Genomic DNA, 16,767 nt, shown 5'->3' on the forward strand with positions numbered 1-16,767 from the left:
AGTTATTCACCCTTCCTTTTTAATAGCGGTAAAAAGCTCGTGCCATACTTCGGCATGGACAGACGGAAATTATCCGCTACCGTGGCTCCGATATCGGCAAATGTTCCCCGGATGCCAAGCGGTGCTGAGCCGGTGCTTTTGCTGTAGGCAAGCAGCGGCACGATTTCACGGGTATGATCGGTACCGTGATGGACAGGATCATTTCCGTGGTCGGCCGTAATAAGCAGAAGGTCATCCTCATGCATTGCTTCGAGCAGCTCTGGAAGCCGGGCGTCAAACTCCTCAAGCGCCTCTCCGTATCCCTGCGGGTCACGGCGGTGGCCGAACTTGGCGTCAAAGTCCACCAGATTCAAAAAGCTGAGGCCCGTAAAGGACTTCTGCGCCGTTTCCGTCACACGGTCCATGCCGTCCATGTTGGACGAGGTCCGGATCGACTCCGTCACCCCTTCGCCGTCATAAATATCGCTGATTTTTCCAATAGCAATGCTGTCGAGGCCTGCGTCTTCAAGGTCATTCATGACCGTGCGGCCAAACGGCTTAAGCGCATAATCGTGGCGGTTGGACGTCCGTTCGTAGTTTCCGGGGGAGCCTTTAAATGGCCGCGCGATCACGCGGCCGATCATATACGGTGCTTCGTACGTCATCGCCCGCGCTTTTTCGCAGATGTCATACAGTTCTTCAATAGGCACCTCATCTTCGTGGGCCGCGATTTGAAGCACTGAATCCGCCGATGTATAGACAATCAGTTTGCCGGTCTTTTGGTGTTCTTCGCCGAGTTCTTCAATGATCTCGGTGCCTGAAGCTACTTTGTTTCCGAGGATGCCCCGGCCCGTTTCCTGTTCGAGCTGCTGCAAAAGCTCATCCGGAAAGCCTTCCGGAAATGTGCGGAACGGCTCATCAATATAGAGGCCCATGATTTCCCAGTGGCCGGTCATCGTGTCTTTGCTTCGAGACATTTCTTCCATGTAGCCGTAGGAAGCTGTAGGCGCCGCTGATGCCTCTACGCCCGGAATTTCCCGGATGTTTCCAAGACCGAGTCGTTCAAGGTTCGGAATTTTGATTCCATTCATGTGCTGAGCGATATGACCGAGCGTGTCGGCACCTTTATCCCCGTATTCTTCAGCGTCAGGGGCTTCGCCGATACCGACAGAATCCATAACAACTAAAAAAACGCGTGGATATTTGTAGTTTTCCATTGCTCTCTCTCCTTTACTGTTAGGCCCTTGGATGAGCCTGCAGGTATACATCTTTTAATTTATGGTTGGATACATGGGTATAAATCTGGGTGGTGGAAATATCTGCGTGCCCGAGCATCTCCTGGACCGCCCGCAGATCTGCCCCGTTTTCGAGCAGGTGGGTGGCGAAGGAATGCCTAAGGGTATGCGGAGTTAATGCTTTTTCTATGCCCGCTTTGCCTGCCGTTGCTTTTAATATTTTCCAAAAACCCTGTCTTGAAAGCGGATTGCCGTGATGATTAACAAATAACAGGTCGTGGCGTTTGTTTTTCATCAGGGTACTGCGTCCGTGATGTATGTACGTATCAATAGCCTCGGAAGCCACTTTCCCAAGTGGCACAATCCTCTCTTTGTTTCCTTTTCCAATACAGCGGATAAATCCCATCTGCAGATGCACATCAGAAATTTTCAATTCACACAGCTCTGTAACCCGCAGACCGGTAGCATACATGCATTCAAGCATCGCCTGATTCCGTTTTGCAAAGGCCGTCGTTCCTTCGGCTGCTGTAAGCAGCCGCTCAACCTCCTGAGTGGATAACACGGTCGGGAGCTTTTTTTCTCCTTTTGGAATTTCAATCAATTCCGCGGGATCCTTTTTTACTACCTGCTCACGCAGAAGAAACTGGTGGAACGCCCGGACCGACGACAAAAAGCGCGCCAGCGTAGCTGTAGAGCGCCCGGCTTCTTTTTGAGCATACAAAAAATCCACGATATCCGCACGCTCGGTGTCCGTCCAGGACTGCTTTCCCCGAAGCTGAATAAATTTTCTATAGTGTTCCAGGTCTCTTTGATACGACTGAATCGTGTTTTTGGAGAGGCCCTTTTCAACTTGGCAATAATGTATAAAATCCAGTACCTCCGTGGTCATACGACCGCCTCCTGCTTCCCAATCTTCCCTTCTAAGAATAGCATAGTCACTTATTACTAGGGAAGGGCGAATGCGGCAGTAAATATACCGCTTTCATTCTGCCGGACAATAAAAAAAGCACCGCTTTTTGTTAAAAGACGATGCCCGTACATGTATTAATTCGTGTGCAGCGAAGCAGCCTCCGCACTTTCTTCGTTCTTTTTTGCCTTCGCCTGACAGCGGTGGCAGACCCCGTGGAATGTTAAACGGTGGTCCTTTACTTTAAACTGATAGTCTTTTTCTACAATCTTTTCGACCTCTGCAAGCAGATCCTCCTGGATCTCATCAACGGTTCCGCATTCAATGCATACGAGGTGGTGATGGGAGTGGCTGGCTCCTTCTTTTCGCAGGTCATACCGTGAAACTCCGTCACCAAAGTTGATTTTGTCCACGACTTCAAGTTCATTAAGTAATTCAAGTGTTCTGTACACGGTGGCAAGACCAATCTCCGGCGCTTTTTCCTTCACCAGAAGATATACATCTTCTGCACTTAAGTGATCTTCTTCATTTTCCAAAAGCACCTGTACGGTCGCTTCCCTTTGTGGGGTCAGCTTGTAGCTTTGTTCATGCAGCTGTTTTTTAATACGTTCTACCCGATTTTCCAATTATCGCTACCTCCCTTATTCCTTCAAGGGTAATAAACTTATTATAATAATTTTAAATAAGCCTGTCAATATAAAAACGATAACCATTCTCAGTTTAAAATGATTATAAATAAATTGGCATGAAATTTGCATAGAAGCCTTACTTCTCCCGCAATTTCAGTCATTCGGGCGTTGATTATCAATGAAAGCCCTATGTGACAGATAAATGACGATATTCAATCTCAATTACTTCTGATCGAGAATGGTTTTTACATACTGCACCGCATACATGGTTTTAGCATCATGAATTTCTTCTCTTTGGATCAATTCATCCGCTTCCTTTAAGCTTACTTCCATCAGTTCAATAAATTCATCCTCTTCGGTTTCCGGTTCGCCGGCCTGCAGTTCGAATGCCTCGTACAGATGAACAATTTCATCTGCAAATCCGGGAGAGGTATAAAATGAAGCAATTTTCTGCAGCCGCCCTGCTGTGTACCCCGTTTCTTCTTTTAATTCCCGTGCCGCTGTTTCTTCAGGGCTGTCGGTACCTTCGAGTTTTCCGGCCGGTATTTCCACCAGCGGCTTTTCAAGCGGCTTGCGGTACTGCTTCACCATCACTATTTTCTGCTCCGGTGTGACCGCCACTACCGCGACCGCGCCGCTGTGATTAATCACTTCGCGTTTGCTGCTCCGTCCGTCCGGAAGCGTCACGTCATGCACTGATACATCGACGATTTTTCCTTCATATATTGTTTCCTTCTTCGTTGTTTTTTCTGTAAAATCCATCGTTAACGTCCTTTCTGCATCGAATATGATTCATTCGTTTTAGTTTACCAGTCTTTAACTGTCTGTGAGAATAGTCATTTGCTTATTTTCACTCTTCCTAATTATCACCAGATTTGCTACACTATCCAAGTAATCTGATGGAGGAGTTGGACCCCATGAATATTTTTGAAGCTATTTTTCTAGGAATCGTCCAGGGCATTGCAGAATTCCTGCCGATTTCAAGCACCGCCCATATCATCATCGCAGAATTTCTCCTCGGCCATTCGATCCCCGGCCTCTCATTTGAGATCTTCCTGCACCTGGGATCAATCGTAGCCGTAATTTTTTATTTCCGCAAAGACATTGTTCATCTGATTCAGGTATTTTTCCGGTACATCGCAAAACGGCGCCGGGAGGACCGCCCTGAGTTTTTCCTTTGTTTGTACATAGTACTTGCAACCATTATTACCGGCATTCTTGGCATTTTCCTTGAAAATTCTCTTGGCAGTGCCCTGAAAACACCAGTCATGATCGCTGTATCGCTAACTCTTACCGGCATTTTTCTCATTATCATCGAGCGGGCCTATACCATTGGCAGCCGTACAGTGAATGAAATGACGACACTCGATGCGGTTATTGTCGGCCTGGCACAGACAGTGGCTGTCATTCCCGGCATTTCAAGATCCGGAAGCACGCTGATTGCAGCTTTGTTTTCCGGGCTGGACCGGGAGACATCGGTCCGTTTTTCATTTCTGCTTTCGATTCCTGTCATTTTAGGATCAACCGTTCTCGCCCTCGGTGACATTGCAGACGGCAGCCTCGCTTCTATAGGCGCAGTATCGCTTATTGCTGCATTTATCGCCTCACTGATTACTTCATGGCTCGGCATCGTCTGGCTGATTAACTTCCTGAATAAAGGGAAGCTCACCTACTTTGCGATCTACTGTTTTCTGCTTGCGCTTGTAACTATTTTATTTCTCGATCCGGGAAGTACAGTAGTCGAATAGTAGTTTATAACATAAAAATCCAGCCGGGCCCGGCTGGATTTTGTATTTCATTATTTTTTTACAGTAACTGTCGCTACGACGGTTTCTCCCGCTTTCAGACGGTTTTCACTGTTCATCTGAATATTTTCAACCTGATCGCCTTCCGTGAATACGACCGGGGTGATTTTGCTGGCAGCTTTTTCACTGATCACATCCATATCAAATTCCATCAGCAGATCGCCTTCTTCCACGCTGTCCCCTTCGGATACTTTGCATGTGAAGCCTTCTCCGTCCAGAGAGACCGTTTCAAGACCAATATGAATTAATACATCCAGCCCTTCCTCGGAACGGATGCCGATAGCGTGCTTCGTTGGAAAGATTTGTTCTACCTTCCCTTTAACCGGGGAAAGAATAATTCCCTCCGATGGGTCCACCGCAAAGCCTTCACCCATCATTTTTTCTGAAAACGTCGGATCGGGAACTTCTGTAATATCAACGAATGCTCCGCTGACCGGTGATTTTATGGTAACGTCTACAGGCTTTTGTTCTTTTCCAAATAATTTTTTTAACATGTCATTCACTTCCTTTTTATATAGTCACAACTGCGTTCAAGCTGTGCGGATGCTTTAGTAAGTGTAACGAACTTCACGCTCGCGCACAAACTTTCCGGAGCGTCTTTTATCATTACACTCCAGGGAAGACAGGATAAAACGCTCTTTTTTAAACGTTTATACAATACGTTTTAAACGAGCAGGAATAAGGAATAGAACTCTATTCTAATTGTATATACCTTCTTTTTATAACAATTTAAACCTGAATTCCATACATACAGTCAAACACAGGGGGTGCGCAGATGATTACAGAAAACAAACAGCCACTTTTTGAAAAGTTGTTTTATTTGTATGACCGGCGCTTGATCCAAAAGCATTTTTCTGCCGTACATATGCACAACAACAGCATCTACACTGACGATGCTGCGCTTTTTTATGTGAATCACAGCAACTGGTGGGACGGTCTTTTAATCTACTTTTTAAATAAATACTGGTTCCGTCACCCCGGCTACGTCATGATGGATGAAGAAGGGCTTCGCGAATTCCCTTTTTTCCGCAGGCTCGGAGCCTACTCGGTGGACCGCAGCAGCCGCCGCGATGTTATCGATGCCCTCCGCTACACGGAGGATAAGCTCGTGAACGGCCATCACGTCTGGCTGTTCCCACAGGGGGCAGAAACCCACGCCGATCAGTTTCCGATCACTCTTCAGCCCGGCATTTCCTATCTTCTTCCCCGGGTGGATGTCCCGTTTGTACCGGTTACGATGCACTACACCTTTTTGCACCATCAAAAGCCCGAAATCTTTATAAACATCGGCCCACCGCTTCCGCGGACGCCGGAAAACCTCGCTTCGAGAGCGGCGGCCCAGGATGCACTCGAGCGTCACCTGCAGCACCAATGGGACGAGATGCGTGAAGACATCGCTTACGAGCACCTGGAAAACTACACTACTGTTTTGAGAGGTTCGCAGACGATGAGCAGCTGGTGGACCGGCCTCCGGCAGAAAAAATAGAAAGGACTCCCGCCATGTTCCTATGGATTCTCGTATGTATCCTCAGCGCCTGGACGGTATTTACGTTCATCAACGTGTGGACTCTGCCCTCTCTCGCCTCTTTTTCTGTGCCGAAGCGCCCGGGCTTAATCAGTGTGCTTGTACCGCTTCGAAATGAAGAACGAAACGTTCCGGCGCTTGTGCGAAGCCTCCGCCAGGCGGACGATCTAAAAACAGAATTCATCTTTCTCGATGACCATTCGACTGACCGTACAAAAATGCTTCTGCAGGAGGCTGTACGCTATTGGCCCAACGCCCGCTACATTGAAGGGGCTGCGCTTCCGGATGGATGGAACGGCAAAGTGCATGCGTGCCATCAGCTTTCCCGGGAAGCTTCCGGACAGTATTTGTGCTTTATTGATGCCGACGTGCGGCTGCACGCGGACGCCCTCCGCTGGGCAGAGGGCGCTCTTCAGAAGCATGACGCCGGCCTGGTTACCGGGTTTCCTCATTTCAAAACAGAAGGCTTCTGGGGCCGGCTGCTTGTGTATATGCAGCATTTTGTCGTGTATGCCCATCTGCCCGTTCCAGCCGCCAACCGCACCACCTGGAGGGCCTTTACTGCAGCACACGGGGCTTTTTTATTTTTCAGCCGGCCGGCCTATGACCAGGCCGGCGGCCATGCCGCTGTTAAACAGGCGCTCGTTGATGATATGGCGCTTGCCCAAAATATAAAATCACAGGGGTTAAAAGCACTGCTCGTTTCTCCGGGAGCAGCCGTTACCTGCTATATGTACACATCGAGCCGGGAAGCGTGGCTTGGCTTCAGTAAAAATATTTTCCCAGGTATCGGACGCTCGGCGGTCATTGCTTCGGCAGTCATTGCTGTGCATACTCTTTTTTTTATCTTGCCGGCCTTTCTTCTGCTCGCTGCCGTTGCTATGGCCGAGTGGCAGCTGGTTATTCCGTATGTGCTGACAGTTTTGCTTCGCGCCGGGGTTACGATAAAAGCTTCCCATCCGTGGTGGACGGTACTCGTTCAACCTCTATCCTCCGGCGTCATGATCGCCGTGCTGCTGTATTCGATTTATCTGGATAAAACGAAAAAAGGCTACTCATGGAAAGGACGGACCTATCAATGACCACTACTGCTGTTATCGGTGCCGGGCTCGGCGGCTTAAGTGCCGCCATTGTGCTCGCCAAAACCGGGCAGGATGTTACTGTATATGAAAAAAACGAACGGGCCGGAGGAAAACTCCGCCCGTTTCAGCTGGGGAGCCACGCATTTGATTACGGTCCGAACACTATTACGATGCCGGATATCTTTCGCCGCGTTGTTGCTTTTGCCGGCAGGGAGCCCGAAGATCTCCTTCCGTTCAGGCAGCTGCCCGAGCACACCCGTAATTATTTTCCTGACGGCAGCACGCTCGAGGTTTCTTCAGACGCCGCAGAAACAAGACGGGCTATTGCCCGTCTTTCGGAGGAAGACGCCTCCCGGTACGATGATTACCTTCGGGAGGTAAAACGGCTTTACACGCTCGCCACGGAAAATTTTCTGCAGCGCACCTTTGAGTCACCGCTGGATTACCTTTCCCCGGGACTTGCCCTTGCCCTTCGCAAAGTACGCCCGGCCACTACCATGCATGCTTTCCACCACCGGTTCTTTAAGCATCCGGATGTGCAGCAGGCGTTCGACCGCTATGCGACGTATATCGGTTCTTCTCCGTACGATGCCCCGGCAACATTCGCGCTGATTGCCCACCTTGAGCTTGCTGACGGCGTGTACTATACCCCGGGCGGAAACGAAAAAATTGCCGATGTATTTTATGAAACGGCCAGGGAGCTTGGCGTTACCTTTTCGTTCAATGACCCTGTGCACCACGTCTCCACGCGTAATGGACGTGCTCAAACTGTGTATGCGGCCTCCGGCTCTCTGGAAGTCGACAGCGTGGTATTAAACGGTGACCTTCTCAGCCAGTATCCGTTACTTTTCCCGGCCTTCAGTCAAAAGAGCCGGACCGTGCCGAACCGTCCCGAGCCGTCTATTTCAGCGTTTGTAATCATGGCCGGGCTGAACACCCGTCTGCCGCAGTTAAAGCATCATCAGGTGTATTTTTCTGCGGATTATCCTGAAGAGTTTGAGCAGCTCAAGCGCGGATCGTTTCCATATGATCCGACCGTTTATATCAGCAACTCCTCTCACAGTGACCGCAGCCAGTCCCCGGACGGCGACAACCTGTTTATTCTTATTAACGCCCCGGCACTCCCAGGCGGAGCCATGACAGAAGAGGAAAAACAATCATACAAAAACCTTGTATACGACAAGCTGGAGAAATTTGACCTTTTTCTGCGCCCGCATATTGTGGAGGAACAAGTACTGGGTCCGTCTTATCTCGAAGAAACGTTCGGCGCGTACAAAGGCTCCATTTACGGCCTCGCCTCCAATCGGCGGCAGGATGCGTTTCTACGGCCATTCAACCGCTCTCAGGATTTGAAGAATGTCTACTTTGCCGGCGGATCCACCCACCCCGGCGGTGGCTCACCAATGGTAACGACCAGCGGCGTTCTTGCTGCCTCCGCCCTGCTTAAGGATAACGGCATTCTGCTCGACTTCTGGGGAAAGACATGACTTGAATGGCTTTCTGCTTTTCTAATGCACCAGCGCATACAAACAGCCCCGCTTTTATCGTCAGCGGGGCTGTTTTCAGTAGAAGGGTTATGATTAACCCCCTTCTTCTTCCTCTACCGGGATCCATATTTCACTTTTAAAATCAGGCTTGTCAAACTGATTCCCTTCCATCCATACCATCTCCGGCCCGAATGCCTGCTGATACCCGGAAGAAGGAAACCATTCCGAATATATTTGCCCCCACGTCGTTTGAAGATGCTTCGGAAACGGTCCCTCAGAGGTAAAAACAGCCCAGGCGGAAGCAGAAACCTCCAGTACGTCCCATGGTCCGGAACTTTCTTCATCCGTAATCACACCAATATAATGATCCAGCCCTCCCTGTTCTTCCATGCGTGCTTCAGAAAAATTTATTGATGCCTGAATGATACCTGCGGGCTCCCCGTTCGAGAGCGCAAGCAATTCATTTATTTTTTCTTCATTTAATGATTTCCACATGGCATTAATTTCAGGATTCTCTCCCTCAAAGATGATAGGGACCCTTTTACTGATACCGACAATTCGAAAAGCTTCTTTGTTCTCCATACGGTAGTTCATTTCGTTTCCTCCCTGGACAGATAGTTGAAAGGTCAGCTTCGGATAGGCTTTTAAAGAAATTCCCTGCTGTTTTACTTTTGAAGGAGTTATACCATGCAGCTTCTGAAACGCTCTCGTAAATGAGTCAGGTGAATCGTAGCCGTATTTTACTGCTGTATCGATAACCCGTCCCTTTCCCAGTTGAAGATCTAATGCTGCCATCGTTAAACGCCTCCACCGAATATATTCGGAGACGGGAATACCCGCTAAAGAAGAAAACATACGTTTAAAATGGTACTCCGAGCAGCAGGCAATACGGGCGACTTGTTGAAAATCAATTGCCTCCGTTAAGTGATTCTCAATATAGTGCAGGGCATTATTCATCTCTTTTAAATTATCCATAACACCAACCTTTCTTATCTAAAGAATACCGATAACAAATTAATTACACCCTGCTTTTCGTGCCTGATAATGTCGGGTGATAATGATTTACTTTCTATCTAAAAAGAGCATTGGGTTATGTATATTATAAAAAAGGAATAGAAGCCCTGTGCGGGACACTTCTATTCCTTTTCGTTATTTGTTTTTAAAATCGCCTTTTTTATTCTGGGCGGTTCCTTTAATATTGTCTTTCTTTCCTTCGCGCTGCATCTTCGAATTATTAGTGGCGCTGCCTATCCGGTCTTTTGCTTTACCTTTAAATTTATTCATGTTTCCTTTCAGCTTGTCACCAAAACCCTTTTTACTGCTCATCTGTGATCCCTCCATGATGTCTGTCTACAGCAGGAGTTCCCTTTGGCAGCCATCGTCAAACAGCAGAGTTTCGGTTTGTGTATTATTAGCAGCTTCTCACCAGACAGTCCAGCCGCCATCGACGAGGATCGTCTGCCCGGTAACCATATCGGAGGAAGCCGAGCTGAGAAATGCCACCGCTCCAAAAAGGTCCTCTGGACGGGCCAGCCTGCCAAGCGGAATTCTGGCAAGCACTTCCTGTTTAAATTCTGTATCCTCAAACATTTTTTCTGTCATCGGTGTTTCAATAAAGGTCGGAGCTACAGCGTTAACATTGATACCGGCAGAAGCCCATTCAATGGCCAGCGACTTGGTCAGCTGCGTAATTCCTCCCTTGCTCGAGCTGTAGGCAGCGCGGTTATAATAACCGACAAAAGCCATCTGGGAGGACATATTGATGATTTTCCCGTGTCCCGCTTCACGCATCCACTTTCCGGCTGCCTGACAGGCAAAAAAGACGCTTTTTAAATTAATGTCATGGATACGGTCCCACTGCTCCTCGGTCACTTCTTCTGCCGGCGCCGGAATATTCGTGCCGGCGTTGTTCAGAAGCACGTCGATCCGGCCGAACCGTTTGTAAATACTTCCGAACAGCTCATCCAGATGTTTGATTTCGGTTAAATCAAACGGGAATGGCTCAGCGGATCGGCCTTTCTCCCGAATCATCCGGGCCGTTTCCTGTAAAGCCTGCTCATCCCGGGCTACCAGCGCCACGCTGGCACCGGCCTCAGCCAGCATGACCGCTATTTCTTTTCCAATGCCTTTATTAGCACCAGTAACGACGATCGTTTTCCCTTCTAAAGAGAACAGATTAGAGCTGATGGCTTTCCCTCCTTTTTTGTATACGTATTCAAAACAGGCAAACTTTTATTAACCATTTACGTAATAAGCGACTCAATATCACGCCGGCGTTCAGTCAGTCGTGCTGTATCTTTGCACACGTAAGGAAGCCTGGGCTTTATGACCCTTGAAGCCTTCAAGCTCGCACAGCCGTTCGGCGTATCTGCCTATTTCCACACTGGCTTCCTCCGTTACGCGCTGATACGTGCAATTTTTTAAAAACTTGCCTACCCATAAACCGCCCGTATATTTTGCCGCCTGCTTGGTCGGAAGCGTGTGATTGGTGCCGATGACTTTGTCCCCGTAGGCGACATTCGTTTCAGGCCCAAGAAAGAGTGCTCCGTAGTTTGTCATATTTTCCAGAAAGTAATCCGGAGCTCTGGTGAGGACTTCTACGTGTTCATAGGCGAGCTTATCCGCTTCACGGACCGCTTCCTCCACATTTTCCACGACGATAATTGAGCCATTATCACGCCACGCCTGCTCTGCGACTTCCGCTGTCGGGAGTGTTTTTAACTGGCGGGCAATTTCCTCCTCCAAAGACTCGGCAAGCGATTGGGACGTTGTAATAAGGGCCCCCGGAGACGTTGGTCCGTGTTCTGCCTGGCCGAGAATATCGGTGGCTACCATTTCGACGTCGGCTGTCTCATCAGCAATTACAAGCGTTTCTGTCGGACCTGCAAATAAATCAATGCCCACTCTGCCATACAACTGCCTCTTGGCTTCCGCTACAAAAGCGTTTCCCGGGCCGACAATCATATCCACCGGCTGAATCGTTTCTGTTCCGACTGCCATGGCGGTCATTGCCTGCACTCCTCCCAGCAGATAGATTTCGTCCGCCCCTGCCATATGCATTGCCGCCACCGTAGCTGCCGGTATTTCCCCATTACTCGGAGGCGTACAGGCGATCACTCTGTCGACCCCGGCAACCTTCGCTGTCACAATACTCATATGGGAAGAGGCCACCATCGGATAGCGTCCGCCCGGAATATAGCAGCCCACACTGTTCACCGGGATGTTTTTATGCCCTAAAATCACGCCGGGCCTCGTTTCCACTTCAATATCCTGGATCGACTCCCGCTGATGCCGGGCAAAATTTTGAATTTGCGACTGCGCAAAGGTAATATCATCAATCACCTGCTGCGGCAGCTCATCAATCACCTGCTGAATGGTTTCCGGCGACAGTCGGAACGATTCCGGCGACCATTTGTCGAATTTTTCCGAGAGCTCCCGGACCGCTTCATCTCCCCGTTGCTCTACATCCTGAATGATACCCTGCACCGCCTGCTGAACCTTTGTGTCCGCCTGCTGTTTTTCCTGATCACTTTTTCCTCTTTTCAAATAAGTGGGCATCGAGCATCCTCCTTTTTTTGAATACGTATTCAACATAAAACAAACTAATTACTTTGTAAACGCTTTATTACATAACCTGACGGCTTTTACATAAAAAGTACGGCACCCGTTTATCATAAACAGGCACCGTGCCATTAAAAATTAACCCCACACCTTTATTTCATTTTTACCAGCCTGCAGCTGCCCGATCGGACCCGTGACGTTTGCTTTGGCTTTTTGCTTTCCGAAGAAGTCGGTGTCTATCCGGAGCTCGCTTCCGTCCGGATTTTTAAAATCCGCATCCACGATACGCGCCCGCTCCAGGTTTCCTGTATGCTTTATCTCACCGCGCATTTGTTCAAATTCGTCCGGCAGTTCACAGGCCAGATACACCTCATCCCCCTTTTCAATTATCGTAAGCTGGGGATCAAAAGCGTCGTTAGTTAATGCCTCATGCTCTCCTTCAAACGGCACCGCCCCATTAAAGTAAGCGTTATGATTAATATAGACCGGCTGCTCTATGCTGTGGAACGCTTCATGGTCCCCGCCGACCTGATCCACCTTTTCGATATATTCCTCAAGCGACGCCGTGTATCCGTTAAAATGGGACGTGCCTACATCATTCAAATCCGATTTTCCTACAAACATGTTATTGTAAAAACGATCGTCTCCGCCGTAGACAGGCGCAAATCCTGATACCTCCGTGCTGTGGGGCACGTGATACGGTGTTGCCCGGTCCAGCATCTTCTTGTGCACCATTTTGCCCGCGATCAGATTGTTAACGTAAGCTCCGCCCTGCGCATGATTATCCAGAGCGTAGTCTGCTGTTAGAATATTATGGTCCACCACATACGGTCCGCTGCTCACTTCTACGAAAAGATCACGGCTGTTCCTATAAAATAGGTTTTTACTTACTCTCGTGCCCTGGGTCTGCCAGTCGAGCCATACCCCAAGCGAGCAGTCATGGATACGGTTGCTGTGAATCTGGACATCAATCGCTGCGTGCAGCTTAATTCCGGCGATTTCGTGACCAAAAAACTCCCGCTTTAATGCGATATTATAAATGTGGTTATGATAGATCTCGCTGAACACGCAGCCCAGATGACCGACCACCCCGTTCTGGCCGCAATCATAAATGGTGTTATTGCGGATAACGTGAGAGCCGATCCGTTCCTTGCTCCAGCCAATGTGCCGGGCCATAAACACAGATTCCAGCTGGTACTGGTAGCCTGGTTTGTCCTTTCTTCTCGTCCGGTAATTGTCCCCGGTGGATGCTTCCTTTCCGATACTGATCGCACTGCATTTGGAATCGTGAATCACGTTGTTTTCAATAATCCATCCCTTGCTCCAGTTCGGCCCGATCAATCCCGGCTGGTCCGCTGTCGGAGGCGTCCACGGTGTTGCTGCCTGGGCCATTTCAAACCCCTGTACCGTGATATAGTTTAGCCCCGTTAATTCCGGATAAAAGCAGGCTTTCCGCACGTTTATTTCCACAATCTCTTTATTCGGATCAGTTCCCTGAAAATTGGCGAAAATCGTCGTATGGCTGCTGCCTGCTTCCGCATACCAGCGGTACATCGTCTGCTCCGGATCGAGGACAGGAACAGTCGTTTTTGTCCAATGATCCAAAACCTCGGTCTGCTTTTCGGGATTCAGCACTTCCGCAAAGGCTTCTGCTTCGTAAAAGGACATTCCGTTTAAATACACATCGCCCAGATGCCTGCCTGGATTGTGAACGATCCAGTCTCCGAATATTTTTTCCGTAAACGGATTGTAGTCGCCAAATAACGTGTTTGGGACAGCTGCCTTCCAGACCGTTCCATCCACCTGTTCCCAGTAGTCAATTTGTTCCGAACCCTTAATTACTGCTTTTTCTCCAGGAGCTGCGGCATATGTAATTCTCCGGGTCTCACTCTGACCTCCATTTCGCGGCTTCACCCATTCTCTGTATTCACCTTCATGCACCACTACGGTATCTCCCGAGGCGGCTAATGAAGCCGCTCTATTAATTGTTAAAAAAGGATTTTCCACTGTGCCGTCGTTTTTGTCAGAGCCGTTTTTTGCTACGTGATATTCAAGTGCCATGAAGCTTTCCCCCTTCTATCAATCTATTTTTATTATAGGCGGGAAGCTTCTTATGCTTCTATTCAAAAAATAGTATAATATAAGACAATATTAGTGTTTTTGAAAGGGGATACGGCTTTGGTCTTTTTTGAGCCTCACGGAGTCGAAGAACAGGAATCATTTCAACGTGTTACCTTAACCAATTTCAGCTTTCCGCTTCACTTTCACCGTGCCTATGAACTGATCATTGTCCATGAAGGACAATTGCGGGTAACCATTGACCAGAAGGAGTATCTTCTGCAGCAAAACGGGGCGGCCTTTATTTTTAACAATCAGATGCATGAATTTACAACGGTCGGACATTCCGCTATCACCATCGTCATTTTTTCTCCTGAATTGATCGGCCGTTTTTTTATGGATTACAAAGGCTTGATTCCTGTAAATAATACCTTCTCTCTTTCGCCGGACGTGCAGCTGCCGTCCCGGAGATCCGTCTACAGGCAGAAAAGCTTTTTGTACGGCATATGCAGTACGTTAGAGGAAAACACCGATTTCAAGCCCGTACAATACTCTGCGAAAACGAAAATTCTTCATCAAATGCTGTTGTATGTGGATAATAATTACGCCTCCGAGTGTACGTTAAAAGCGGTGGCTGAACATTTGCAGTATGACTATCCCTACCTGTCCAAGCTGTTTGTTCACATGGCCGGCATGACCTTTACCGAATACTTAAACTATTACCGGATATCGCGTGCCTGTTATTTACTGAAAAGCAGCCAGCAGCCGATCGGCGAAATTGCTGCAGACTGCGGCTACAGCAGCCTCCGCTCATTTAACCGGAATTTCCAGGCATTCGTCCGCGATTCCCCCCGCAGGTTTCGGGAGCTTTCATCCCAGCAGGCTTAATTACCGGGGGAGGATTTCGTGATTCGGAGAAACGAATTCGCATTCCTTTGAAATTCATACGAAGCGGCGACTTCCTCCACTATATGGCCCTCCGAGGTTAAATATTCAATCACTGCATCCAGGTGTTCGTACCGGTCGCCCTTCAGATCCACCAGCGGAAAAATGCGCACTTCCTCTTTTGCCACTCTCAGTAATTCTGTGAGCGTGTCGATGTGAAAGTCATAGCTCAGACGGTCAGCGTACATAAACAGAAAATGGGCGGATAAAACGGTGTCGAAGGTGCTGTCCTCGAAGGGAAGCACCGGCAGTACCGCTGGAACATACCGCCCGCCTGAATTGTACATATCCTCCGAACAGTCGTGCAGCGCCTGTGTACGCCTGCTTTTTAAATCTTCAACACTATGAATATAACCCCATTCGTAATTACCTTCGGCCTTCATTATGTGTTCCGCCGCGTGCTCAATATCCTGAAGCCCTTTTTGTTTCAGATCTTCGCCACGGTGATCGTACGCAATATCACAGGCTGTCACCTCTGCTCCCAGACTGTTTCCTATGGCCGTAAATGAACAGGCCCCGGCCGGGCAATCAAGAATGCGTCTTCCCTGGATCTTTGCTTTGGAAAGGGCAAACATATCCAGGTATTCATCAAATGTGCGTCCGATAAAAACAATACGATTCAAATCAAGCTTCGTCTTCTTTTCTCTGCTCAACTCTGCTCACCTCAAATAAAAAAGATTACCCTCAAGGTAGCATAGATCTGCCCCTGGGGTAATCCTTATTCTACAAGCTGTTAAGCCAGCGAGCCTCCGTCGACGACCATCTCGTCACCGGTTACAAACCGGGATTCATCGGAAGCATAGTACAGGGCGGCGTAGGCAATGTCTACCGCTTCCCCGTGATGAGGCGGAAGAGGCACAACGTCCTGATTATCCTCTGAAATGGTTTTCTGCCGCTCGCCCATGATTGGCGTCCGGATCGGGCCGGGATGAATGCTGTTTGCCCGAATGCTTTCTTCGGCAAAATGGGCAGCCACGTGCTTCGTCATGGAACGTATCGCCCCTTTGGCCGCACTGTAGGCTGTGCCGTTGCCGCCAGCTGCTCCGGACCCGGTTAAGGCGGCCATCGATGCTATATTAATAATCGATCCCTGCCCGGCCTTCTGCATTTCCGGGATAACCTCGCGCATGCCGAGAAAGTACCCGGTCGAATCCACGTTCATGACTTTGTTCCATTCCTCCAGGGAGGTTTCGAGAATTTTGCTCGGATAGTGGATGCCTGCGTTATTTACCAGAATGTCCACCTGCCCGTAGGTATCCACCGCTTGTTGCACCGCCTTTTTCCAATTCTCCTCTGAGGTGGTATCCAGTTCGAAGGCAGTGATGTCTGCCCCCTGCTCCTGTATTTTCTTTACTTCCTCCTGCAGCAGGTCAAGCTGAACGTCGGCTGCTATAACCTTCGCTCCCTCTTCTGCAAACAGTCTGGCAGTACCGAGACCAATCCCACCGGCGGCCCCGGTCACAATTGCAACTTTGTTTTGTAAACGTGCCAATCTAGTTCCTCCTTCAATGATTCAGACTCATCCGTTTTCTCTCGTATAAATACCCATTATGC

The 16,767-nt window shown here is 48.9% G+C and carries 17 protein-coding genes; 5 read left to right on the forward strand and 12 right to left on the reverse strand.

The window, feature by feature from the left end:
* Positions 1-2 precede the first annotated feature (2 nt).
* From deoB to G548_RS0101210, 4 genes are all read right to left on the reverse strand, one after another.
* Entirely contained in the window at positions 3-1,196 is a 1,194-nt protein-coding gene (gene deoB / locus G548_RS0101190; RefSeq protein ID WP_022792322.1) for a phosphopentomutase, read from the reverse strand.
* A 19-nt stretch (positions 1,197-1,215) separates the two neighbouring features.
* A complete protein-coding gene (xerD, locus tag G548_RS0101195) occupies positions 1,216-2,103 on the reverse strand; it encodes a site-specific tyrosine recombinase XerD (RefSeq protein WP_022792323.1) in 888 nt (295 codons plus the stop codon).
* A 155-nt stretch (positions 2,104-2,258) separates the two neighbouring features.
* On the reverse strand, positions 2,259-2,747 hold the full coding sequence (gene fur / locus G548_RS0101205; protein ID WP_022792325.1) for a ferric iron uptake transcriptional regulator: 489 nt from the start codon (positions 2,745-2,747) through the stop codon (positions 2,259-2,261).
* Positions 2,748-2,972: 225 nt separating this feature from the next.
* Positions 2,973-3,512, reverse strand: coding sequence for an NUDIX hydrolase (locus G548_RS0101210; protein WP_022792326.1), 540 nt, complete (start codon positions 3,510-3,512; stop codon positions 2,973-2,975).
* Positions 3,513-3,667: 155 nt separating this feature from the next.
* On the opposite strand from G548_RS0101210, the gene uppP reads away from it, so the two are divergent.
* Positions 3,668-4,498, forward strand: coding sequence for an undecaprenyl-diphosphatase UppP (gene uppP, locus G548_RS0101215; protein WP_022792327.1), 831 nt, complete (start codon positions 3,668-3,670; stop codon positions 4,496-4,498).
* A gap of 50 nt (positions 4,499-4,548) precedes the next feature.
* On the opposite strand, the gene G548_RS0101220 is transcribed toward uppP, so the two are convergent.
* On the reverse strand, positions 4,549-5,049 hold the full coding sequence (locus G548_RS0101220) for a PTS sugar transporter subunit IIA (RefSeq protein ID WP_022792328.1): 501 nt from the start codon (positions 5,047-5,049) through the stop codon (positions 4,549-4,551).
* Positions 5,050-5,330: 281 nt separating this feature from the next.
* Between G548_RS0101220 and G548_RS16985 the strand changes: the two genes are divergently transcribed.
* Genes G548_RS16985 through G548_RS0101235 form a run of 3 tightly spaced genes read left to right on the forward strand, consistent with a single transcriptional unit; the run spans position 5,331 to position 8,649 of the window.
* Entirely contained in the window at positions 5,331-6,041 is a 711-nt protein-coding gene (locus G548_RS16985; RefSeq protein ID WP_022792329.1) for a lysophospholipid acyltransferase family protein, read from the forward strand.
* A 14-nt stretch (positions 6,042-6,055) separates the two neighbouring features.
* Positions 6,056-7,162: a glycosyltransferase family 2 protein gene (locus G548_RS0101230; RefSeq protein WP_022792330.1), complete on the forward strand. Its 1,107-nt coding sequence runs from the start codon at positions 6,056-6,058 to the stop codon at positions 7,160-7,162.
* Entirely contained in the window at positions 7,159-8,649 is a 1,491-nt protein-coding gene (locus G548_RS0101235) for a phytoene desaturase family protein (RefSeq protein WP_022792331.1), read from the forward strand. The genes G548_RS0101230 and G548_RS0101235 overlap by 4 nt, the downstream gene beginning before the upstream one ends.
* Positions 8,650-8,742: 93 nt before the next feature.
* Here the strand turns inward: G548_RS0101235 and G548_RS0101240 are convergent, their stop codons facing one another.
* The 5 genes from G548_RS0101240 to G548_RS0101260 all read right to left on the reverse strand — a co-directional run bounded on the left by G548_RS0101240 (position 8,743) and on the right by G548_RS0101260 (position 14,271).
* Positions 8,743-9,624, reverse strand: a complete 882-nt coding sequence (locus tag G548_RS0101240) for an AraC family transcriptional regulator (RefSeq protein ID WP_022792332.1) — start codon at positions 9,622-9,624, stop codon at positions 8,743-8,745.
* Positions 9,625-9,798: 174 nt separating this feature from the next.
* Positions 9,799-9,975: a CsbD family protein gene (locus tag G548_RS18935; protein ID WP_022792333.1), complete on the reverse strand. Its 177-nt coding sequence runs from the start codon at positions 9,973-9,975 to the stop codon at positions 9,799-9,801.
* Positions 9,976-10,071: 96 nt separating this feature from the next.
* On the reverse strand, positions 10,072-10,836 hold the full coding sequence (locus G548_RS0101250) for an SDR family NAD(P)-dependent oxidoreductase (RefSeq protein ID WP_027847122.1): 765 nt from the start codon (positions 10,834-10,836) through the stop codon (positions 10,072-10,074).
* Between the two features lie 90 nt (positions 10,837-10,926).
* A complete protein-coding gene (gene hisD, locus G548_RS0101255; RefSeq protein WP_022792335.1) occupies positions 10,927-12,207 on the reverse strand; it encodes a histidinol dehydrogenase in 1,281 nt (426 codons plus the stop codon).
* A 141-nt stretch (positions 12,208-12,348) separates the two neighbouring features.
* A complete protein-coding gene (locus G548_RS0101260) occupies positions 12,349-14,271 on the reverse strand; it encodes a right-handed parallel beta-helix repeat-containing protein (RefSeq protein ID WP_022792336.1) in 1,923 nt (640 codons plus the stop codon).
* A 117-nt stretch (positions 14,272-14,388) separates the two neighbouring features.
* Between G548_RS0101260 and G548_RS0101265 the strand changes: the two genes are divergently transcribed.
* Complete coding sequence (locus tag G548_RS0101265; RefSeq protein WP_022792337.1) at positions 14,389-15,156, forward strand: helix-turn-helix domain-containing protein; 768 nt, start codon at positions 14,389-14,391, stop codon at positions 15,154-15,156.
* Here the strand turns inward: G548_RS0101265 and G548_RS0101270 are convergent.
* On the reverse strand, positions 15,153-15,866 hold the full coding sequence (locus G548_RS0101270) for a class I SAM-dependent methyltransferase (RefSeq protein ID WP_022792338.1): 714 nt from the start codon (positions 15,864-15,866) through the stop codon (positions 15,153-15,155). The genes G548_RS0101265 and G548_RS0101270 overlap by 4 nt on opposite strands.
* Before the next feature lie 80 nt (positions 15,867-15,946).
* Entirely contained in the window at positions 15,947-16,705 is a 759-nt protein-coding gene (locus G548_RS0101275) for an SDR family NAD(P)-dependent oxidoreductase (protein WP_022792339.1), read from the reverse strand.
* Between the last annotated feature and the right edge of the window lie 62 nt (positions 16,706-16,767).

Source organism: Marinococcus halotolerans DSM 16375, from assembly GCF_000420725.1.
Lineage (GTDB): Bacteria > Bacillota > Bacilli > Bacillales > Marinococcaceae > Marinococcus > Marinococcus halotolerans.

Bases quoted from the DNA above. Each gene is read 5' to 3' on its own strand.
- G548_RS16985 (WP_022792329.1), top strand. From the start codon at position 5,331: ATGATTACAGAAAACAAACAGCCACTTTTTGAAAAGTTGTTTTATTTG.
- G548_RS18935 (WP_022792333.1), bottom strand. From the start codon at position 9,975: ATGAGCAGTAAAAAGGGTTTTGGTGACAAGCTGAAAGGAAACATGAAT.
- uppP (WP_022792327.1), top strand. From the start codon at position 3,668: ATGAATATTTTTGAAGCTATTTTTCTAGGAATCGTCCAGGGCATTGCA.
- G548_RS0101260 (WP_022792336.1), bottom strand. From the start codon at position 14,271: ATGGCACTTGAATATCACGTAGCAAAAAACGGCTCTGACAAAAACGAC.
- xerD (WP_022792323.1), bottom strand. From the start codon at position 2,103: ATGACCACGGAGGTACTGGATTTTATACATTATTGCCAAGTTGAAAAG.
- G548_RS0101230 (WP_022792330.1), top strand. From the start codon at position 6,056: ATGTTCCTATGGATTCTCGTATGTATCCTCAGCGCCTGGACGGTATTT.
- G548_RS0101235 (WP_022792331.1), top strand. From the start codon at position 7,159: ATGACCACTACTGCTGTTATCGGTGCCGGGCTCGGCGGCTTAAGTGCC.
- G548_RS0101210 (WP_022792326.1), bottom strand. From the start codon at position 3,512: ATGGATTTTACAGAAAAAACAACGAAGAAGGAAACAATATATGAAGGA.
- hisD (WP_022792335.1), bottom strand. From the start codon at position 12,207: ATGCCCACTTATTTGAAAAGAGGAAAAAGTGATCAGGAAAAACAGCAG.
- deoB (WP_022792322.1), bottom strand. From the start codon at position 1,196: ATGGAAAACTACAAATATCCACGCGTTTTTTTAGTTGTTATGGATTCT.
- G548_RS0101220 (WP_022792328.1), bottom strand. From the start codon at position 5,049: ATGTTAAAAAAATTATTTGGAAAAGAACAAAAGCCTGTAGACGTTACC.
- G548_RS0101240 (WP_022792332.1), bottom strand. From the start codon at position 9,624: ATGGATAATTTAAAAGAGATGAATAATGCCCTGCACTATATTGAGAAT.